This window comes from Actinomyces qiguomingii (assembly GCF_004102025.1).
In the GTDB taxonomy this organism is placed as follows: domain Bacteria; phylum Actinomycetota; class Actinomycetes; order Actinomycetales; family Actinomycetaceae; genus Actinomyces; species Actinomyces qiguomingii.
Window position 1 is genome coordinate 306,002 of sequence record NZ_CP025228.1, and the last position, 22,451, is coordinate 328,452.

A 22,451-nucleotide genomic window follows, 5' to 3' on the forward strand; every position below is an offset into this window, starting at 1 on the left:
CGCTCGGGCCGCAACGCCGTGGTGTCTTGACAGGTGTGGGGCCTTCCTGGAAGCGTCTGACTAGACTCGTTGTCAACAGGCAGGAGGGTGTTCCCATGGCCATCACCACCCCGGTGCATCACGACGCTCCGGTCCGCCATGAGCTGCCCGGTGTGGGGGAGGCTCGCGCCTACTGGGTTGATGAGTCCACGCTGGCCTGGCCAGCCGACATGTTTCCGGCGATGGTAGACGCTCACTCCCTGGGTGTGCGTGCGACGGAGGAGACCGAGCCCCGCATGCCCGTAACCTTCGGGCTGGTCACGGCGCCCGAAGGCGGTGCGCGCATTGTGGATGGCATTTTGGATCGTGGCCCCGGCGGCACGGAGATCCCCCTGGCCATTGTCGGCTCCTTGGAGGACCTGCTCGGCGAGGAGGCCATGGCCGCGGTCCCCGCCCTGCGCGGCTATCTCGCCCTGTCATTGGAGGACGAGTTCGGCGGACGCAGTGTTGAGCGCGAGGACATAACACTGCTGCTGGCCGGCCAGTTGGCGGTCGTGCAGCGCACCGCCGCCTCCACCGGCGGCTGGATCACCGCCTTCACCGGTGTTCAGACCTGGCCGCTGCTGGACCACCTGTACGCCGACGCCGCCGCCCGGGACGGCTCGGCCCCGCTGGGCGCCAGCATCGGCCCCGACGGCGTCCCCACCTTCTCTCTGTGGGCGCCCACCGCCGTCGACGTGGCCCTGCTCGCCTGGCCAACCGGCGACCCCACCGGCTGCGCGCCGCTGATCGACGCCGATCCGATCCGCGTGCCCGCCGACCGGGTCGACGCCGGATCCTGGGATGGCCGCTGGAAGGTGGGCGGGCCGGCCGCCACCGCCGCCGGCATCGACGCCGGCTCCCAGTACCTGTGGGAGGTACGCGTTTACGTCCCGGCCACCGGCCGTGTGGAGACGAATCTGGTAACCGACCCCTATTCGCGCGCGCTAACCGTGGACTCGCGCAGGAGCGTCGTCGTCGACCTGGGGCAGCGCGCGCTCAAGCCTTCGAGCTGGCGGGAGAACCTGAGCCCCGTCGTCGCCAATGACGCCGCCCGCGCCATCTACGAGCTACACGTGCGCGACTTCTCCGCCGCTGACGCCTCCGTGCCCGAGCAGCTGCGTGGCACCTACGGAGCCTTCGCCGTCGTCTCCGACGGCACCCGCCACCTGCGCAGTCTCGCGGCCGCCGGCATCGACACCCTGCACCTGCTGCCCACCTTCGACTTCTGCTCCGTGCCCGAGGACCGGGCCGCCCAGCGTGCCCCACACATTCCCCGCGATGCCTCCCCGGCCTCGCGTCGCCCGCAGGCCGCCATCACCGCCGTCGCCGATCAAGACGCCTACAACTGGGGCTACGACCCCTGGCACTGGCTGGTCCCGGAGGGTTCCTATGCGCGCGAGGGACGCCAGGACGGCGGGGCGCGCGTATATGAGTTCCGGGAGATGGTCGGCGCCATTCACGGCATGGGCCTGCAGGTGGTGCTCGATCAGGTCTTCAACCACACGGGCGCTTCCGGGCAGGAGGCACACAGCGTCCTAGACCGGATCGTGCCCGGCTACTACCACCGGCTGGACGCCGCGGGGAACGTGGAGATGTCCACCTGCTGTAACAACATCGCCACCGAGCACCGTATGGCCGAACGGCTCATGATCGACGCCTGCGTGTCCTGGGTGGTCGACTACCGCGTCGACGGCTTCCGCTTCGACCTGATGGGCTACCACTCGCTTGAGACCATGGCCCGGCTCCGGGATGCGTTGGCGCAGGTCGCGGACGACGCCGTCGGCCACTCTATCTACCTGTATGGGGAGGGCTGGAACATGGGGGAGGTGGCCAACAACGCCCTGTTCACCCAGGCCACCCAGGGGCAGGCAGGATTGCTGGGCATCGGCACCTTCAACGACCGTGTTCGCGACGCCGTCCACGGACGCAGCGACGACACCGACCCGCGCGTGCCGCAGGGTCTGGGCAACGGTGAGCTGACCGAACCAAACGGCTTTGACGACCGCTCCGAGGAGACCAAGCGCGCCGACCTGGCCTGGCGCACCGACCTGGTGCGTCTGGCACTGGCCGGGAACCTGCGTGACTTCGAGCTACCCGGTTCCCATGGGCAGTGGGCCAGGGGCGAGGAGATCCGCTACGGCGACGAGCCCGCCGCGTACGGGCTGGTCCCCACCGACTCCATCAACTACGTCGACGCCCACGACGATGAGACCCTGTTCGACCGGCTCGCCTACAAGCTGCCGCTCCATACCCCCATGGCCGAGCGCATCCGCATGAACACACTGTGCCTGGCCACGGTCACGCTCGGACAGTCCCCCTGCTTCTGGGCGGCGGGCACGGAACTGCTGCGCAGCAAGTCGCTGGACACCGACTCCTACAACTCCGGCGACCATTTCAACGCGATCGACTGGACCGGGCAGGACAACGGCTGGGGACGGGGCCTGCCGCCCGCATCCCGCAACTTCGATGCCTGGGTGGTGCAGGCGGGCATTCTCATGCGCGAGGACCTGCGCCCCACCGCGGCGGACATTGCCACGGCTCGGCAGCAGGCGCTCGACCTGCTGCGGCTGCGGCGCTCCAGTCAGTTGTTCTCCCTGGGATCGGCCGCGCTCATCCGCGAGCGGGTGTCCTTCCCCACCGGTGATTTCGACGCTCCGGGCCTGGTGGTTATGCTGATCGACGACGGCGCCGGGGACAGCGACATCGACCCTGACCTGGACGGCCTGCTCGTGGTCATCAACCCCGCGCCCGGCACCGTGGAGCAACGGGTGGATGCGCTGGTGGACCGTTACTTCGAGCTGAGCGACATCCAGCTGGAGGGAGCGGACCCGGTCGTCAAGGGCACTCGTTTCTATGCCAACACCGGCGCCATCACGATCCCCGGCCGCACCGTCGCCGTCCTGTACGAGCGCTGACCATGCGCATTGGCCACAAGCGCCGACCGCAAGCACTTACCGCCGCCGCCCTTCACCGAGGTCGGTAGATATAACCGCCGAGGTCGGTTGAAGTTACGTGCCGAGGTCGGTAGATATAACCGCCGAGGTCGGTTGAAGTTACGTGCCGAGGTCGGTAGATATAACCGCCGAGGTCGGTTGAAGTTACGTGCCGAGGTCGGTAGTTATAACCGCCGAGGTCGGTTGATATGGCGGCGGCTCATTGTTCAGAGCGCAGCTTGGCGCGCAGGCCGTCCCAGTAGGCCAGGCGCTCGCGGATGCGCCGTTCGTGGCCGTGAGCGGTGGGCTCGTACAGGCGCTCGCGCTGCTTACGGGGCGGGAGGTCCGCGGGCATGTAGTCGGCGCCGGAGAATCCCTCCGGGGTGTCCGGGTCATACTGGTAGCCCTCGCCGTAACCCAGCTCTTTCATCAGGCGGGTCGGCGCGTTCAGTATGTGCGCCGGCGGCATGAGCGAGCCGGTTTGCCGCGCCAGCTTCGTCGCCCGCCCCAGGGCCCGGTAGACACTGATCGACTTCGGCGCCGTCGCCAGGTAGACGACCGCCTGGGCGATGGCCAGCTCACCCTCCGGGGAGCCCAGCCGCTCGTAGGCGCCCCACGCGGCCAGAGTCATCTGCAGCGCGCCGGGATCGGCCATGCCCACGTCCTCGGAGGCGAAGCGCACCAGGCGCCGCGCGACATACAGTGGGTCCTCCCCGCCGGCCAGCATGCGCGCCAGCCAATACAGGGCGGCGTCCGGGTCGGAGCCGCGCATGGACTTGTGGAGTGCGGAAATGAGGTTGTAGTGCTCCTCGGAGGACTTGTCATACAAGGGCGCGCGGGAGGCGATGACGGCGGCCAGGTCCTCCTCATTCAGGTCAACCGGTCCGGTCTGGGCGGTGCCTGTGCGCATGGTGGAGTCCTCGGCCGCGGCCGGCTCAGAGTTCACAGATTGACCAGCGGGTGCGGTCGCGGCTGGGCTGGTACCGCTGCTCTCCTGTGAGCCCGTCATCCCTTGGGAATCCGCATAGCCGATGACCTGCTCGACCATGCCCAGCAGGTAGCGGCCGTCGCCGTCGGCCATGGATAGCAGCGCGCGGCGGGCACCGTCGGTCAGGGGGAGTCGGCGCCCGAGCAGCGCCTCGGCGCGGGTGAGGAGCTCAGCGAGGGCGGCGTCGTTGAGCCGGTGCAGCACCAGTACCTGGCAGCGGGACAGCAGCGCCCCATTGAGCTCGAAGCTGGGGTTCTCCGTGGTGGCGCCCACGAGCACCACCGTGCCGTCTTCCACATACGGCAGGAAGGAGTCCTGCTGGGCACGGTTGAAGCGGTGGATCTCGTCGACGAACAGCAGCGTCCCCTGGCCGATCCCGCGGCGGCGCGCCGCCGCGGCGAACACCTTGCGCAGGTCGGCCACCCCGGAGAAGGTGGCCGACACCTGCTCGAACACCAGGCCGGTGCGGTTTGCCAGCAGCCGGGCGATGGTGGTCTTACCGCAGCCGGGCGGGCCCCACAGGATGATTGAGGCCAGGCGCCCGGCGGACACCATCCGCCCCAGCGGAGCGTCCGCGGCCAGCAGGTGGTCCTGGCCGACGACATCGTCGAGTGTGCGCGGCCGCAGCCGGTCTGCCAGCGGCCGGGTGGGGTCGTCGACGATCGGGCCGCCGGCATCGGCCGCGGCGTCGAAGAGCGAGGGGGCGTCCTCCGGACTCATGACTCCAGGCTACGGGGTGGCCCGGAGACCGTATGCGCGTGGCCACTGCGGCACGCCGACCAGGCGTCCGTGCCCGGTTCACCGGTGTAGAAGCGCGGATCCAGGGCGCGGGCTGGGTCAAGGTGGCACGGAATGCAGCACTTTATGGGCCGGCCAGGTAGTGAGGCTTCGGCGGTCCGGCGGAGTTAGGCCGTTTCTGGCGTTGCAGTACGCGCGGTGCGTATGAAAGTGCTGCATTTTGTGACAGGTGTGGACCTGCGGGTCGATGGCGGTATGGGAAGAGGCTTGCCGTCGACCGAAAAATAGCTATCATATTGCTATAGCTGCGGGAGTCGGGAGGAGTTCGCCTCCGCCGCGGCGGTTTGAACCGGAGGTCATCATGTCCACGGAGTCCCGCGTCCCCACCGTCCAGCAGGAGCCTGCCGCCGTCAAGGGGCGAGTCGACATTGCGGAGCGATCCGCCCCCAGTTCCGGATCCGGTGTGGCGTTCCCGGTGCTGCTCCTGCTGCTGGGGCTGTTTGGCCTGTCTGTCGCCGTATTTGTTGCAGGTGCTATCGCTGCTGACAAAGGTGAACCGGGCGGGGTGCTGCGTCTGGTCGTGGGTGCGGTGGGCCTGATCATCCCGCTGCTGTTGTTCACCTCCTTCACCATCGTCTCCCCCGGGCAGACCAGCGTGCGCCAGTTCTTCGGCCGCTACATCGGCACCGTGCGCCGCACCGGCCTGGTCCTGGTGCCGCCGCTGACGTCCGGCAAGAAGGTATCCATCAAGGTCCACAACTTCGAAACCAACGAGATCAAGGTCAACGATCTTGACGGCAACCCCGTGGAGATCGCCGCCATCGTCGTCTGGCAGGTGGCCGACACGGCCCGGGCGGTCTTCGCGGTCGAGGAGTACGAGGCCTTCATCAAGGCGCAGGCGGAGTCGGCGCTGCGGCATGTGGCCACCACCCACCCCTACGACGAGCCCGGTCCCGGTGAGACCTCACTGCGCGGTGGCACCGACCTGGTCTCCGCCGAGCTGGCGGAGGAAGTGGCCGCGCGCGTGGCGATCGCCGGACTGGAGATCATTGAGGTGCGCATCTCCTCCCTCGCCTACGCGCCGGAGATCGCCCAGGCGATGCTGCAGCGGCAGCAGGCCGGCGCCGTCATTGCCGCGCGCGAGCAGATCGTCGAGGGTGCGGTCACCATGGTGGATCAGGCCCTCAAGCGGCTGGAGGCCGATGACATCGTCTCCATGGACGACGAACGCCGCGCCCAGATGGTTTCCAACCTGCTGGTGGTGCTCTGCTCCGATCAGCGCACCCAGCCCGTCGTAAACGCCGGCTCCCTGTACGCCTGAGGTCGGTCGGCTCGGTGACGGAGGGCGCCGATGATGGGCGGTAAGCGCAAGCAGGTCCTGCTGCGGCTCGACCCGGCGGTCCACGCGGCCATCGCCAAGTGGGCCGCCGACGACCTGCGCTCGGTCAACGCACAGATCGAGATCATCCTGCGGCGCGCCCTCGACGACGCCGGCCGGGGCGTCAGGGCCGCACCCATGCGGGGGAGGGGCCGGCCCCGGAAGGACGCCGACGGCGCCGGGGGCGGCGGTGCCGAGGAGGCCGGCGCCGAGGATTGACGGTGCGAGTGGCGTGGGCTCGACCGGTGGCGGGAGCGACACCGGCGCAGTCGCGAGGCACGGCAACGGGGCCGGAGCGGACTCTGGCGGCGCGCTCCGGAGCTGTGCCACACTCGATGCGCGTATCCCAACGGCTCTCGCTAAGGAGGACCACCGCTTGGTGGAGGTCATACCAGCGCAGCTCCGATGGTGCCGACCTCAACCGGCCTCTACATCCTCAAACCGGAGGAGTCACTTGACCGTCCTGCAAATTGACCAGCAGGACGCCGCCGGGTTCCGACCGCGGACGACACACAAGCCACCCATCACGCGGCGTCGTAGAAACATCGAACCCGTCGAGTGCCAGGCGCTGAGTGGACCAAGCGACGCCGACTGAAGATATCGCCACGATGCTCAGTTCGGTGATGAGCAATAGCAGCGGCGGATCTTGAAGCGCTCGGGCATCGACGACGTCGCGGCGGGCCTCGCGAACCTCGGTGAAGGAGTGTGGATCACGCGCATCTCCCAGAAACGGGATTCCCCTGGCAACAACGCATGCCGTCCACCGGTTCGGAGTGGGGAACGCCCCGCTCAGGGCCCGTATCCCCGGTGTTGGGGAGTGAATGCCGAGAGTGTATGGGGCAAGGCCTGACCCGGGTGCGTCACCTGGTTCCACCAGATACGTCTCCATATAGGAACCGTATTCCTTGCCGAGCTCGTAGTCGGGTCCTCCGGGTGGCAGCTCGACGCCGCGAAGACGGAAGCCGGAAGAGAAGCTGTGATAGTCCATTGGCACTCAGCGCCCGCCGTCTTGAGCCAGATGCTCCGCCAAGTAGCGTCCCGTGATCGAAGCCGGGTCGGCGACCAACTGCTCCGGGGCGCCGGCGGCCACCACGCGGCCACCCGCCTCGCCGCCCCCGGGCCCCATGTCGATGACGTAGTCGGAGTTCGCGATCACGTCCAAATCGTGCTCGATCACCACGACCGTCGCACCGGCCCCGACGAGCCGGTCGAACACGTCCAACAGCTCCTGCACGTCCAGTGGGTGCAGGCCGATCGTCGGCTCATCGAACACAAACACCGCATCCTCCTGCCGCCTGCCCATCTCGCTGGCGAGCTTGAGGCGCTGGGCCTCACCACCGGAGAGCGCGGGAGTGTCCTCCCCGAGCGTCAGGTACCCGAGTCCGAGATCATCCAGGACGGAGAGCCTCTCGTGGATCTTCTTACTGCCCGTGAATACCTCCAGGGCCTCGCCGACGTCCATTCCCATCAGCTGCGGCAGCGAATAAGACTCCTTGGAGTGTCGCGGCGTCCAGAGGATCTCCTCGGCGTCTTCGCCGTAGCGTTGGCCACCGCAGTCCGGGCAGGTGATGGTCACATCCGGCAGGAACTGCACGTCGAGGGAGATCTGCCCGGTGCCGTCGCAGGTGGGGCAGCGCAGTGAGCCGGTGTTGTAGGAGAACGCGCCGACCTTCAGGCCCCGCGCCTTGGCGTCGTCCGTGCCGGCGAAGGTCTTTCGGAGGTGGTCGAGGATGCCGCTGTAGGTGGCGACGGTCGAGCGGATGTTGGTACCGATGGGCGAGGCGTCGATCAGGTTCGCCCTGCGAATGCCCTCCGCCTCGATGCGCCTGACGTGAGCGGGCAGTGCCTGCCCCTCGCACCGGGCCCGGAGGCCGGGGATCAGACTCTCCAGCACCATGGTGGTCTTGCCGGAACCGGATACACCGGTGACTGTGGTCAACCGTCCCTTCGGCACCTCCACGTTCAAGGCGTGGACCGTGTGTATGGGGGCGGTCTCCAACAGGATCGTCCCCAGGTCGAACATCTCGGAACGGTCGGTGCGGCGCCGGCTCAGCAGCTCCGCACCCTCGGCCAGGAAGGGGGCGATCTTCGACCGCGGATTGCGGCAGACCTCGTCGATGCTGCCCTGGGCGATGACGGTGCCGCCCTGGCTTCCGGCCAGGGGACCCATTTCGATCATGTGGTCCGCCCGCCTGAGGACGCGCACGTCGTGGTCGACGAGCACCACCGAGTTGCCGTCGGCGATCAGACTGTCCACGACCTCCATCAGGCCGTCGATGTTCGACGGGTGCAGGCCGATGCTGGGTTCGTCGAGCACGTAGAGCACACCCGTGGTCTCGTTGCGCACCGCGCGGGCGAGCTGGACCCGCTGCCGCTCGCCGGTGGACAGCGTGATGCTGGCGCGGTCGAGCGCGAGATAACCCAGGCCGAGGTCGTTCAGGCGCCCGGCGTTGTCCAGGAAGGAGGCGATGATGCTGTCCGCCATCGGCCGCATGTCCTTAGGCAGGGTGGCGGGAAGGCCCCGCATCCAGGGAACCAGCGCGTCCAGCGTCATGGCGGTGGCCTGCCCCAAGTTCCTGCCCGCCAGCGTGGTGGAGAGCACCTTGGGACTCAGGCGGGTGCCGCCGCAGTCCGGGCAGTCGGCCGCGTGAAGATACTTCTCCACGCGTTTCATGCCCTTCTCATCCTTCACCTTGGACAGTGCGTTCTCCACGGTGTGCACCGCGCTGTAGTAGGTGAAGTCCATTTCGGCGGCCGTGTTGGTCTTCTCGTTGACGTACAGGAAATGCCGCTTCTCGGCGGGGCCGTGGAACACGATCTCCCGCTCCTGCGCCGTCAGTTCGCGGAACGGGACATCCGTGCGCACGCCCATCTCCCGGACGATGTCCTTCATGAGCGACCACATCAGGTTCTGCCAGGGGGCGACGGCGCCCTCGTCGATGGTCAGCGACTCGTCGGGCACCAGGGTCGACTCGTCCACCGTGCGCACCGTGCCCGTGCCCGAGCAGGTGGGGCAGGCGCCCTCGGAGTTGAAGGCCATCGCCTCCGCGCCGGGACCGAAGAACTCCTCCCCGCAAACGGGGCACCTGGTCGGCACCATCAGGGCGACGTCCATGCTCGGCGGGCAGGGGTGCCCGTTGGGGCAGCAGTGGCTGCCGAGTCGGGAGAACATCAGCCGCAGGCTGTTGAGCAGCTCCGAGGCCGTGCCGAAGGTGGAGCGCACGCCGGGGATGGCCGGCCGCTGGTGCAGGGCCAGGGCCGCGGGCACATGCCGGACCTCGTCCACGTCCGCACGGCCCGCCTGGGTGATCCGACGGCGCGTGTAGGTGGACAGCGCCTCCAGGTAGCGCCGGGAGCCCTCGGCGTAGAGCACCCCCAGCGCCAGGGAGGACTTGCCCGAGCCGGATACGCCGGCGATGGCCACCAGATTCCCGAGCGGCACCTCGACGTCGATGTTCTTCAGGTTGTGGACGCGGGCGCCGCGCACACTGATGGTGGTGGGGCTGGACGGAGCGGTGCCGGTGGGGGCGGGCATGGGGCTCACGCTACGTCGAGTCGCCAACACAAACACCCCAATGGCTATATCATCCCTGCTATACGCTTGGTGTATGAGGCGCTTCGATACCAAAGCGGCGCCCGAGTTCATCTGTGCCGCTCGTCGTGACGTGGGGTTGACGCAGACTCAGTTGGCTGAACGCGCCGGCCTGCGGCAGCCGAGTCTGGGTTCGAGCGACCCGAGTTCGTGCCGTATCTAACGGCCGTCACTCGCGCGGAGCGGCTGGCGATCAGTGCGACGCGGAACATTGCGGCCCACACGGGTTACCGATCCATGAATGACGACCTGTTCTGGGCCGCGGTGACGCAGCGGGTGCCGGAGATTCTGGACCGCCTGACCGATGAGTCTGCAGGGGTAGAACATCTTTGACGGGCCGAGTGGTCTTGATGAACCCCAATGGGCCCGCCTACTTGGCGCCTGACGGCACTACGGCGCAACCGCGTGTCCGCCCAGATCAGGACAGCCGCTCGGCCAAAGAATCTGGTCCGCCGGTTGCCCGGCCCCGGTTGTGTGGCTCTTCCGGTTTGAGGGTGCGGTGGTAGTTGTCGGTGGGCGCCGATCTGGCGAGAGTACGGCCTCGTGATCCCTATGCCCTCCACGTTCGTGAGGGTTTGGGGCTGATAAGGACGCTCTCGCCGGACCAGGACGTTTTCGGGCTTACGAGGACGTTCTCACCGGACCAGGACGTTTTCGGGCCGGTGTTGGCTTGTGGGGACGATTCGTTGGGGCCGTTGGGATCATCTGGGCGCCGGACCGGGATTGCGATCATGAACGACGCACGCCGGTGATCTTGATGCTCTACTCGACACGCTCCGGGCCAAGACATGACCGCCAGGGGCGCGGACATGACCGTCCGGGGCGCGGACGTGGCGTGTGCGCCCGCGCGCCCCGGGGTGACGGTTCGGCACTTCGCATGACGGTTCGGCACTAGACACCAACGCTTCGGCACTTCCGACGACGGTACGTACCTCTGGGTGCCGAACCGTCACAAGAAGGTACGAATCGCCGGCCAGAGCATACGAACCCTGACGCGAAGGAACGAACCGTCACGTCAACACAGTCGCGGCAACACACGAACCGTCAGGCCCACGCGCCCTCAAACACCAAGTACCGGTCTCAGCACGTCACAGGCACCGGTCTCGATGCGTCACATGTGCCGGTATCGGTGTGTTATGAGTGCCGGTCTCAGCGGTCAACCCGCCCAGCCCAGCCGCGCAGGCACCGTCCAACCCAGGCCCCCTCCAACCCAGACACACACGCCACCACCGCCCGACGAACCACCACACCCCCCAAACCGGAAGAGCCGGTTACACCCGCTGTTACACCAGTTGCCAGCCGGCGGCTCGGGTGCGCTGGAGCCAGAAGTCCTGGTAGGGGCCGGGGGCGTCGACGAGTTCGTCGTGCCGCCCCCGCTGGGCCACCCGCCCGTCGGCGCCGAGAACAACCACTTGATCGGCGGCCGCGACCGTCTCCAGCTTGTGGGCGATGACCAGCAGCGTCGAGGTGCGCCGCAACTGCTCCATGGCGGCCACGATATTCGCCTCATTCTCGGCGTCCAGCGCGCTGGTCGCCTCATCCAGCAGCACGATCGGGGCCCGCTTGAGCAGCGCCCGGGCGATCGACACCCGCTGCCGCTCCCCACCGGACAGGGCCCGCCCGCCCTCTCCCACGCGGGCCTGCCATCCTCCGGGCAGGCGGTCCACGATCTCCGTGACACCGGCCAGCTCGGCGGCCCACCGCACCTGAGCGTCGGTGGCGTCCGCGCGCCCGACCCGGATATTCGCCTCCAGGGTGTCATCGAACAGGTAGACGTCCTGGAACACCATGGACACCTGCGCCATGAGCTGTGCGGTCGGCATCTGCCGCACATCGACGCCGCCGACCCGCACACTGCCGGCCTCCGCGTCCCAGAAGCGGGCGACCAGCCGGGCGATCGTCGTCTTCCCGCTGCCGGAGGGGCCGACGACGGCGCACATGGACCGTGCGGGAATAAGGATGCTCACCCCGCGCAGCACGGGCTGCTCGCGCCGGTACCCGAAGGTGACGTCCTCCAGTTCCACCGCGCCCGGAGTCGGGAGCGTTGCGGCCGTTGCCGGCTCCGGCTGCACCTCGGCGTCCATGACGGCGTCGAGGTGCTTCATGAGCTCGCGCCGGTCCTCCACCCCGATCATGCCGGTGCCGATGTCATTGAGCATGGTGGTGAAGCGCAGGCACATGCCGATCGTGGCGACGGCGGGCAGCGCCGCCAGCGCGCCCGAGGTCGCCAGGACGGCGGTGAGTGCGATCATGGCGACGACGATCACCTGGGTGAAGACGCCGCTGAGCAGGCCCCCGGCCCCCTCCCACCACATGGCGCGACGCAGGGCGCGGATGCCGTCGTCGAAGGCGGCTACCAGCCGCCCGTAGCCGGAGGCGGCGTGGCAGGAGCGCAGGGCGCCCTGGCAACGGGTCAACTCCACGATCCGCACCGCCAACTCGCGCTCGGCGGGCTCCGCGACCGCCTTGCCACGGCCGATCAGTGCCTGAGAGGCGCGCAGAATGACGACGAGCCCCGGCACGGCGGCCGTGAGCAGCAGCCCCAGTCGCCAGTCCCACGCCCACGCGCCCAGCCAGATGGCGGCGCATCCGGCCGTCTTGGAGACGATGGCGTACAGGAAGTGCGCGGCGGACTGCGCCAGGTCGACCATCTCCTTGGTGACGGCCCGCGACATGACGCCGGCGGTGTCGGCGGTGAACCACCGCAGCGGCAGCCGCGCGATCTGGTCGCCGACGGCGTGGTGGATGTCGTGCATGAAGCCCAGCGCCCCCATCATGCCCAGGCGCTGCCCCATGAAGTCGCTGGCGGTGGCCAGCAGCGCGCAGACGACCAGCGCGATCATCCACCCGCCGAATGACAGGCCCCAACTGGTACCGCCCGTGGCCAGGGCCGTGGCGGCAGGCATGAGGAACAGCAGCGCCAGGCCGCTGAACGCCCCGTTGACCACGCCCAGCCACAGGCCCACCACCGTCTTGTGCCAGGCCGACGGCGTCATCAGGCGGCGGAAGCCGCGCAGCAGGGAGCCGCCGCTGGAACGGCCGACAGGGCCCGGACGGGTGCGCCGCTCGTCCCGGGTGCGGCCGGAGTCCGTGTCCGCCGGACCGTCTTCCGGGGCGCCGGCCGCGTCGACGGCGGTGGCGGCTTCGTCGGGCTTGTCCGGATTGTTCGCAGCGGCTACGGGGGCGGAGTCGTCCACCGCGGGGGTGGCGTCGGCGGCGTCGACGCCATCCGTGTTCGGTGCGGCGGGGACGGGCGCGCTGCCTGAGCGCGGGGCGTCCGCCCGTTCGGACTGCCGCAGGAGCGCCTGGTAGTGGGGTTCGGCCAGCAGTTCGTCGTGGGTGCCGGCGGCGGTGATGCGGCCGTGGTCCATGACGACGATGCGGTGGGCGCCGCGGATGGCGGCGGGCCGGTGGGCGATCACCAGCACCGTGCGGCCCTTGACCAGTTCCGAAAGGGCCTGCTGAATCTGGCTCTCGGACTCGGGGTCGACCATGGCGGTGGCCTCGTCGAGCAGGATCACCGGGGTGTCGCACAGGACGGCCCGGGCGATGGCGATGCGCTGGGCCTGCCCGCCGGACAGGGCGACCTCCCGGCCGACGACGGTGTCGTAGCCGTCGGGCAGGGCCATGATCTCCTCGTCGATCTGGGCGGCGCGGGCGGCGGCGCGGATCCGCTCCCTGGTGGCGCCGGGGCGGCCCAGGGCGATGTTCTCGGCGATGGTGGCGGTCAGCAGCTGGGGGTCCTGGAGGACGAAGGAGACGGTCTCGTACAGGGTGTCCTCGTCCATGTCGCGCAGGTCCACCCCGCCGATGCGTACGGCGCCGGCGTCGGGGTCGGCGAAGCGGGCGATCAGGGTGGCCAGGGTGGTCTTGCCGGAGCCGGAGGGTCCCAGCAGGGCGGTGACGGTGCCGGGCTTCAGGGTGAGGCAGGCGTCGTCGACGGCGAGGGTGTCGCCGTAGGAGTAGGACACGTGCTCGATCTCCACCCGGGCGCCTTCGGGGCGGCGCGGGTGGACGGCGGCGGGCAGGGTGGGGGCGTCGAGGATGTCGCACAGGCGCTGCGCCGCGGCGCCGGCCAACTCGTAATTCCAGGAGATGGTCATGACGGCGTCGAGGGTGCCCGGCAATACCAGGGCGATCAGGCTGGCGGCGAGTACCTGCGGCATGGTGACCGCTCCGGCACGCAGCAGCAGGCTCCCGCCGCCCAGGTTGACCAGCAGCAGCACCGGGATGGACACCCAGGTGTAGGCGAGGCAGCTGACCGTGATCAGGGGCATTGACCAGCCGCTGTAGGCGCTGGAGAAGGCATCGGCCGCCTTGAGGTAGGCGGCGTGGGCGCGGCCGACCTGCCCGAAGGCCTTGACCACGCCGATGCCGGCGACGAACTCGGTCATGGTGGAGGACACCACGGCCAGCCGACGGTCCATCTCAATGGTCTTCTCGGTCATGCCGCGCATGGACAGGGAGTAGATGAAGGCGTAGACGGGGATGGTGGCCACGGACAGCAGTCCCAGTCGCCAGTCGATCCAGAAGGCGCATATCAATAGTGCCAGCGGGGTGATCGCCGCATTGAGACGGTCTACCGGCCCGTGTGCGATGGCGGTGTGCACGGTGGTGGTGTCGTCCTGCACCGCCTTGCGCACCCGCCCCGAGGTCGATTCGGTGAACCAGGCGAGCGGTGCCCGGGAGATGCGGGCGACGATGTCGCGGCGCAGCTTGTCGCGCAGGGTGAGATCGGCGAAGTGCGCGACCATCAGGGCGACGAAGTGAAGAGTAAGGCGGGCGGTGTAGGCCGCTGCCAGTACCACTACCACCGTGCGCACTTGCTGGGAGTCCGGGCTCTGTCCGCTGCGGTGGGCGGCCAGCAGCAGTTCGCCCAGGCGCACCAGCGCGAGGTAGGGGGCCACGGCCAGCAGCCCGGAGATTATGACCAGCGCCTGCGCCAGGTGCAGACGCCCGCGTACGGGCGTGCCCAGACGTTTGATGGCCCGCCTGCCGGCGGCGGCGCGGGCCCGGTTGTCGGCGACGTCGGCGAAGTCTGCGAAGTCCTCGGGAGCGGTCTGCGCGGCGGAATCGGGTGCCTGGGAGGCTTCGGTGGGAGGGGAGACGGCCGGAGCAGCCATGAAATACCTCTAACTAATGAAAATAATGATCAATATCGCTTAGTTCCACCTTAGTATGCTTGGTGGCGCGAGGCAAGGGGGCGACGAGACTCATCTCAGACGCCCGCGCGAGAGGTTCGGTGCCTCATCTGGAACTGCCCGCGAGAGTCGCGGACGGTGGTGGGCATGGGGAGTGGGTTGTCAATGCGGGCCAGGGCGGAGATCACTAGGAAGTACGCGGGGGCGTATGCCAAGGCGTCGAAGAAGGACAAGGGGAGGATGCTGGATGAAGGAGGGCGCCGACGCTGAGCCTGCGCACGATCAGGCCTGGTTGAAGAAGGACAAGGGGAGGATGCCGGGGCGAGGTGTATGCGGTGACCGGTCGGATGCCGGGAGGGTGCCGAGTACGACCTCTTCGGAGTGCCTCCCTCCACGCCCGAGAGGGCTTGGAGCCGGAAGGGGCGTCTGGGGGTGGAGGGGGTGTTCTTGGTCGTGCCGGGGACGTTCTCGGGCTGGTGTGGACGGTGTCAGGTGGTTGCCCCGGCGCTCCCATGCAATCATGATCTTTGCGCATGATCGTGCGGAATGTGTGGGAACTGCGTAGTGGTGGGGCGCCCCCTGTGAACAGCCCTCCGGTGGTTCCAGTGGTTTTGATGTCGTGCCTCCTTGGTGGCGTGAGCGCATGTGTCGCTGCCTGGGAGCGCGGGCTGTTCGCGTGTTCATTGGTGTGTGCCGGATGACGGTTCGTCACTTCCTGCGACGGTTCGTACGTTCCGGTCGACGATTCGTCACTTGTTACGACAGTTCGTACCTCTAGGTGCCGAACCGTCGTAACAAGTGCCGAATCGTGGGTGCTAAGTGACGAACCGTCAGTGGAAGGTACGAACCGTCCGCCCCCGCGACACCACCCCATACGAGCTCCCGCCGCGACATCACCCGATACAAGCACTCCGTGACATCGCCCCAGGTGACCGTCCCGTCATGGCCTGCGCGCCAGAACCCGTCCGGGGGCGTGCTCGGTGCTCCGTCCGGCACTGTGCCCGGGTCGGTGGCACCCATAGACCCCGGCGATGGTCCGCAGGACGGCCGTTCATGTCGATTTATCATGTCGATTTACGACCCTGGGGTGCGAATCACGACCACCCCGGGGTCGTAAACCACACCCCAAGGTCGAAAGCCAACACTTCACGCCCGAGAGCACTGTCGCTTCGAACAGCGACGCGAAGGCCGCCCTCAAGCACCGGGGCAGCCCCCGAGCACGGGAACGGCGTCCGAACACGGGGGCAGCCCCCGAGCACGGGAACGGCGTCCGAACACAGGGGCAGCGCCCGAGCACGGGAACAGCGTCCGAACATAGGGGCAGCGCCCGAGCACGGGAACGGCGTCCGAACACAGGGGTAGCCCCCGAACACGGGAACAGCGTCCGGGCATGGGAGAACGCGCTCGGACACGGGACGGCGCCTTCGGGCGCGGGAGAGGTCCGCCCCGGGTGGACCAGAGCACACCACCCACCACACCCCCAAACACGAAGAGCCGGATGTCGTCGGCTTCCTGCGCGCTCGCGTTCGACGTTTATATGTCGGATCAAGACGCGGTAGTCCAGATCCGCGCCTCGGTGCTGTGGAACGGCTGCTGCGGTCGGGGACAGGAACCAGTCGACACTTAACCCGAACTTGCGCGAGTTGCTTCTGATTCAGACTCTTGAGCATCCGCGCCTCACGCATGTGCTGTCCCAAGTCTGCCTGCCGCGTGTGTGAAACTCTGGCGCACCGTCGTCGGACTTTCCAGGCCGCCCCGTTTCCCGTCGGTGGCCGCGCCTATCCTGGCTCCGATGTCGCCGACGCTGCCAGATGACTTCACTCCCGCCACGCGCGCCTGGTTCGACGCCGCCTTCCCGGCCGGGCCGACGCCGGTCCAGCGGCGCGCCTGGGCGGCGATCGGCCGCGGCGAGAACGCCCTGGTCATCGCCCCCACAGGCTCCGGCAAGACCCTGGCGGCCTTCCTGTCCGCCATTGACCGCCTCTCCCGGCCCGCGGCGCAGGCGGCCCAGGGCGATGATCCCACTCCGGCAGGCACCGCCCCGGCCGGTGCCGCCCCGGCCGAGCGCCGTCGCACGCGGCAGCCGCGCGTCCGCGGCGTGCGGGTCCTGTACATCTCCCCGCTGAAGGCCCTCGGCGCCGACGTGGAGCGCAACCTGCGCCGTCCCCTGGCCGGTATCACCGCGGCCGCCGAAGACCTGGCTGAGCCGGCCGCCCCCGTCACGGTGGGCATGCGCACGGGCGACACCACCCCGGCCGAGCGCCGCCGCCTTGGCACCCGCCCGCCCGACATCCTCATCACCACGCCCGAGTCGCTGTACCTGATGCTCACCAGCGCCGTGCGCGAGACGCTGCGCAGCGTCGAGACCGTCATCGTCGACGAGATCCACTCCTTCGCCGGCCAGAAGCGCGGCACCCACCTGGCCCTATCGCTGGAACGCCTCGACGAGCTCCTGCCCCGCCCCGCCCAACGCATCGGCCTGTCCGCGACGGTGCGCCCGCGCGCGGAGATCGCCCGCTTCCTGGGCGGCATCCACCCGGTGAGCGTCATCGCCGACGACGACGCCCACGCCACCCCCGACGTGACCGTCGCCGCGCCCGTGGCGGACATGACGCGCGTGCCGGCCACCTGGGACCGCCGTGAGCGGGCCCTGCGGGGCACGCCCCGCCGCGGCGGGACGGCCGGGGCGAGAGCCGGTGCCGGGGCTCCGGCCCGCATGACGTCCTCCATCTGGCCGCATATCGAGCACGCGCTGCTGGAGCAGATCCTCGCCCACCGCACCACGCTCGTATTCGTCAACTCCCGGGGCGCCTGCGAACGCCTCACCGCCCACCTGAACGAGGACTACGCCGCCTACCTGGCCGAGCGGGATCGGCATCCCGCTCCGGAGGCCGAGCGGGGCGCCGCCCCCGCCGCCACAGCTGGCGTGGCTGCCCCGCACGCTCCGGACGTCGCAGCCGACCTCTCCGATCCGCCCGCCACGGGCGAGCCGGTCCGCCACCACGAGTCCTGGGAGATGGGGGCCTCCCAGCACACCCAGCCCCTGCCCGCGGGGGCGCCCGTGATCGCCAGGGCGCACCACGGCTCCGTCTCCAAGGAGCAGCGCCGCGAGGTGGAGGAGGAGCTCAAGTCCGGCCGACTGCGCTGCGTGGTGGCCACCGCCTCCCTGGAACTCGGCATCGACATGGGTGCCATCGACCTGGTCCTCCAGGTGGCGCCCCCGCCGTCGGTCGCCGCCGGTTTGCAGCGCGTGGGCCGGGCCGAGCACCGCGTCGGCGGGCGGCCCCGCGGGACCATCTACCCCATACAACGCACCCAGCTCGTGGACGCCGTCGTCGTCGCCGAGGGCATGCGCACCGGCAGCATCGAGCACACCGCCCTGGTGCCCAACGCCCTGGACGTGCTCGCCCAGCAGACCGTGGCCGCCGTCGCCGTCGAGGACCGCACCGCCGACGACTGGTACGCCACCGTCACCCGCGCCGCCCCCTACGCGAACCTGCCGCGCAGCGCATTCGACGCGGTCCTGAACCTGCTCGCCGGCGGCTACGCCTCCGCCGGCCTGGCCGACCTGGTCCCGCGGATCGTCTGGGACCACGCAACCGGGGTGCTAACCGCCCGGCCCGGGGCACAACGGCTCGCCGTCGCCGCCTCCGGCACCATCCCCGACCGCGGCCTGTTCCCGGTGATGCTGCCCGAGGGCGACGCCGCCGGTCGCCGCCGCGTGGGGGAACTGGACGAGGAGATGGTCAACGAGTCCAGCGTGGGGGACGTGATCACCCTGGGCACCGCCTCCTGGCGCATCCGCCAGATCGAGCCCGACCGCGTGATCGTCGACCCGGCCCCCGGCCGCAGCGCCCGCCTGCCGTTCTGGCACGGCGAGGGGGCGGGCCGCCCGGCGGCCACCGGTGCCGCCAAGGGCGCCTTCCTGCGCCAGGCCGCGGCGGTCCTCGGCGACGGCGGCCTCGCCGAGGCGCCGGAGTCGGCCCTGACGCGGCGCCTGGAGCGCGCCGGCCTGGATGCGAGTGCCCGAGCGAATCTGGTGGCGCTGCTGCGCGAGCAGCGGTCGGCCACCGGCGTCGTCCCCTCCGACACCACCCTGGTTCTGGAGCGCTGCCGCGACGAGAACGACGCCTGGCGGCTGATCCTGCACAGCCCCTTCGGGCGCCGCGTGCACGAGCCATGGGCCCTGGCCGTCAAGGAGCGGGCCCGCCGCCTGCTGGGATTCGACCCGCAGATCGCCACCGCCGACGACGGCATGGTGCTGCTCGCGCCGCCCAGTGAGCGCCCGCCGGGGGCGGAGCTGTTCACCTTCGACGCCGCAGACATCGAGCAGCTGGTGCGCAGCCGCGTCGACCAGACGGCGGTCTTCGCCGCCCGCTTCCGTGAGTGCGCCGCCCGCGCCCTGCTCATGCCGGCCTCCCACCCCGGACGCCGGGCCCCGCTGTGGCTGCAACGCCTGAAGGCCGGCCAACTGCTGGAGGCCGTCCGCCAGTTCCCGGGCTTCCCCGTGTCGGTGGAGGCGGCGCGAGAATGCCTCCAGGACGTCTGGGACCTGCCCGCGCTGCGCGGCCTCATGGAGCGCCTCGCCGCTGGCACCGCCACCCTGGTGGAGGCGGTCACGCAAACGCCGTCACCCTTCGCCGGTCCGCTGCTGTTCGGCTACACCAGCGCCTTCCTGTACCAGGAGGACCTGCCGCACGCCGAGCGCCGCACCCAGCTGCTCTCCCTGGACCCCGACGTCGTCGCCGAACTCATTGGGGACGGTGGCATCGCCGACCTGCTGGATCAGGAGGTCATGGCGCGGGTCGACTCCGAACTGCAGCGCCTGGCGCCCGGGCGGCGGGTGCGCGCCGACGCCGAGGGCCTGGCCGACCTGCTGCGCGAGCTGGGCCCGCTCTCGGTCGGCGAGCTCGTGGCACGCTGCCGGGCCGACGACGACGCCGGCGTAAGCGCCGGGCTCGCGGAGCTGGAACGGGCGCGGCGCGCCTTCCCGGTGCGCGTGGGTGGGCGCGAGTGCTGGGCCCGCGCGGAGGACGCGGCGATGCTGCGCAGTGCTCTCGGTGTCGCGGTGCCCGACTGGGCGCAACGCCAGGGCGATGCGGATGCATCCCTTGCCGCGGGAGTGTGCGCCGAAGCCCCCGCGGCCCCGGGTGGGCCGGATGCGGCCGACGTTTCGCCGAGCCCCATCACCGTGTCCCGCACACCATTGGCCGACCTGTTGCTGCGCTATGCGCGCACCCACGCAGCGGTGAGTGCCGAGGCGACGGCGGAGGCCTTCGGGCTGGGCCCGGCTGTGGCCGTGGAGGTACTGCAGGTGCTGGTCGACGAGGGCACCCTCATGCGCCTGGGCGGCGGCGATCAGTCCCGCTGGATGGCGCCCGAAGTGTTCACCAGGGTGCGCAACCGTTCACTGGCCAAGGCCCGCGCCGCCGTGAAGCCGGTGCCGGCCGCGGCCCTGCAGCGGCTCGTGCTGGAGCGTGCCGGCATTACTGGCCGTGCGGAGGAGGCGGGTTCCGTATCAGCGGCGGCGGGGGCGCCGGCAGCGGCCGATACCGCCGAGGGCACCGGTGAAATCGGCGTCGGCGTCGCGCCCGCGCACGGCGTGGAGGCGCTCGCGGAGGCGATTGCCGCCCTGGAGGGCGTATGGCTGCCCGCCGGACTGTGGGAGGCGGTGGTCTTCCCAACCCGGGTCGCCGACTACCGTCCCGCCATGCTGGATGAGCTCATCGGATCCGGGGAAGTGGTCTGGCTCTGCCGGACACCGGGCGGGGCCGGGGCCGGACGGCGGGCCGAAGCAGATGCCGGGGCGGCGGACGCTGCGATGCCCTCCGCCGGGGCCTCCCCGAGGTCGCCGGCGACGACCATTCCCCCGGGGGCGCCCCGCGACCTGCCGGCCCCGGGCCGGGGTGGTGCCGTGCTGGGCGAGATCGCCTTCTTCCCCTCCGACTCGCCGCTGGCGCCCACGGTCGGTGATCCCGTGGGCAGGGACGAACTGGAGGCGCAGGAGCAGTGGGGACTGGTGCTTGCCGGGTGGCTCACGGCCGACTCCTTCGCACCGGCGCGGGCGCTCCTTCAGCCGCGGCCGACCGCCGCCCCGCCCCGGCGGGTGCGCAGTCGTCGTGCCCGCCGTTACGGCGGCTACCGTACCGGCTACTACACCGGCTGCGCTCGTACTGCGGGAGCAGCGGGCTCGCCGCCGTCGACGCAGCCCACAGCATCGACATCGTCGACCCCGCCCGCAGCGCCGGCGCCGCCGGAGTCGAGTCCCCGGCGGCAGTCGGCTTCGACCGGCGGAGCTCCCACCTTCGGCGGCACCACAACCACCTACGACCCGGTACTCGCCGCAGCGTTCGCGACCGCATCCTGGCGCCGACTCTCCCCGCCGCAGGTCACGGCCGAGGAGCAGGCCGTCGCCGACGTCGAATCCCTGCTCGACCGCTACGGCGTCGTCGGCCGGGACGTGGCGCTCGCCGCCGGAGTGCCGGGAGGCATTGGCCCGCTGCTGCCGGTGCTGCGCCGCATGGAGTATGCCGGTGTGGTGGCGCGCGGAGCATTCGTCGCCGGGCTCGGGCCGAGTCAGTTCGCCGACCGGGAGACCGTCGACCGGCTGCGCGCCCTGGCCGTGCGGGATACGACCGCCGGCGACGGGCGCTCCGAGGTGGCCGACCACTTCGTTGCGTCCGCCGCTGCGGCGTCGAATGAGCCCACGACCGGACGGCAGTCGGCACCCCCACCCACCTGCCGCCCCGAGCCGCCGGTGGTTTTGGACCTGAAGGATCCCGCCTGCCTCGTGGGCGGCGTCGTCCCCTGGCCCGAGCCGGTACTGCCGCCGGAGTTGGCGGCACGGGGCGCGGATGTCGCAGGCGCCCCAGATGCCGGCGAGTTGCCGCGCCCGGCCGCCCGGCAGGGCACGCGCGTCGTCCTGATCGGCGGGCGGCCGGTGCTGCACGCGGTCGATCGGCTGCGCGCCCTGACCTGCTACACCACCGAGACGGCGGAGCTGGAACGCGCGCTGGCCGCCGTCGTCGCCGCCGAGACCCGCGCCGCGCTGCGGGATGCTGCTCGTACGGGCAAACGCGTGGTGGAGACGCTCAACGGCATTACCGCACTCGATCGGGTGGTCGGCGACCTGCTTCAGACGGCCGGGCTGGTACGCGACCCGCGCGGCATGCGCCTGCACATCGACCCCTACCGGAGCTGAGCCGTGACCGACCCACACCCGCTGACCGGAGCGCTTTTCGACTCGCCCGTCCCGCCGGGAGTCGGCTGGCTGGAGGACCCCGCCGATGGCAACCGACGTTGTGGACGGTGTGCGGGCAGGATCGAAGAACTCGCCATCACTGTTCCGTGCGTGTAGGAGTGGCCAAAGGCCTTCCGATTAGAGCCTGTAAGTCGTTCACATATTTATCGAAGGCGGTGATGCCCCGGCCGGTGACTCTGATTCGTGTCTGGGCGACGCCGCGGCGAGTGAAAGTCTTGGTTGTCGCGAGGTATCCTGCATGTTCAAGACGCTTAATATGGGCGGACATGTTTCCGGGCGTCATTTCGAGGAGGTCCTGGAGCCGGGAGAAAGTGATCTCACTGTCCTCGCCCAACTCAACTAATGCCGCCATTATCTTGAGACGCGTAGGGGCATGGATCAACTCGTCCATCTCAACGG

General features: G+C 69.9%; 9 protein-coding genes. 4 read left to right on the top strand and 5 right to left on the bottom strand.

The genetic code is table 11. From position 1 onward, the window contains the following. Positions 1 to 95: 95 nt before the first annotated feature. On the top strand, positions 96 to 2,936 hold the full coding sequence (gene pulA, locus CWT10_RS01335; RefSeq protein WP_103062534.1) for a pullulanase-type alpha-1,6-glucosidase: 2,841 nt from the start codon (positions 96 to 98) through the stop codon (positions 2,934 to 2,936). Between the two features lie 238 nt (positions 2,937 to 3,174). Here pulA and CWT10_RS01340 read toward each other — a convergent pair whose 3' ends face one another. Further along, complete coding sequence (locus CWT10_RS01340; RefSeq protein WP_103062533.1) at positions 3,175 to 4,662, bottom strand: replication-associated recombination protein A; 1,488 nt, start codon at positions 4,660 to 4,662, stop codon at positions 3,175 to 3,177. Positions 4,663 to 5,041: 379 nt separating this feature from the next. Between CWT10_RS01340 and CWT10_RS01345 the strand changes: the two genes are divergently transcribed. Continuing rightward, a complete protein-coding gene (locus CWT10_RS01345; RefSeq protein ID WP_103062532.1) occupies positions 5,042 to 6,001 on the top strand; it encodes an SPFH domain-containing protein in 960 nt (319 codons plus the stop codon). Positions 6,002 to 6,031: 30 nt separating this feature from the next. After that, entirely contained in the window at positions 6,032 to 6,277 is a 246-nt protein-coding gene (locus tag CWT10_RS01350) for a type II toxin-antitoxin system antitoxin (RefSeq protein WP_103062531.1), read from the top strand. Positions 6,278 to 7,052: 775 nt separating this feature from the next. Here the strand turns inward: CWT10_RS01350 and CWT10_RS01355 are convergent. The 3 genes from CWT10_RS01355 to CWT10_RS16715 all read right to left on the bottom strand — a co-directional run bounded on the left by CWT10_RS01355 (position 7,053) and on the right by CWT10_RS16715 (position 15,024). Beyond that, positions 7,053 to 9,593, bottom strand: a complete 2,541-nt coding sequence (locus CWT10_RS01355; protein ID WP_103062530.1) for an excinuclease ABC subunit UvrA — start codon at positions 9,591 to 9,593, stop codon at positions 7,053 to 7,055. A 1,340-nt stretch (positions 9,594 to 10,933) separates the two neighbouring features. Beyond that, the gene (locus CWT10_RS01365; RefSeq protein ID WP_128683213.1) at positions 10,934 to 14,773 is read right to left on the bottom strand and encodes an ABC transporter ATP-binding protein; all 3,840 of its coding nucleotides are present in this window, start codon (positions 14,771 to 14,773) and stop codon (positions 10,934 to 10,936) included. Positions 14,774 to 14,868: 95 nt separating this feature from the next. Then, positions 14,869 to 15,024 (bottom strand): hypothetical protein, encoded by a 156-nt coding sequence (locus CWT10_RS16715; protein WP_168190747.1) that lies wholly within the window; start codon positions 15,022 to 15,024, stop codon positions 14,869 to 14,871. A gap of 1,559 nt (positions 15,025 to 16,583) precedes the next feature. Here CWT10_RS16715 and CWT10_RS01370 point away from each other — a divergent pair. Further along, entirely contained in the window at positions 16,584 to 21,992 is a 5,409-nt protein-coding gene (locus CWT10_RS01370; RefSeq protein WP_103061611.1) for a DEAD/DEAH box helicase, read from the top strand. A 136-nt stretch (positions 21,993 to 22,128) separates the two neighbouring features. Here the strand turns inward: CWT10_RS01370 and CWT10_RS17840 are convergent, their stop codons facing one another. Beyond that, on the bottom strand, positions 22,129 to 22,443 hold the full coding sequence (locus CWT10_RS17840) for a transcriptional regulator (protein ID WP_425320998.1): 315 nt from the start codon (positions 22,441 to 22,443) through the stop codon (positions 22,129 to 22,131). Between the last annotated feature and the right edge of the window lie 8 nt (positions 22,444 to 22,451).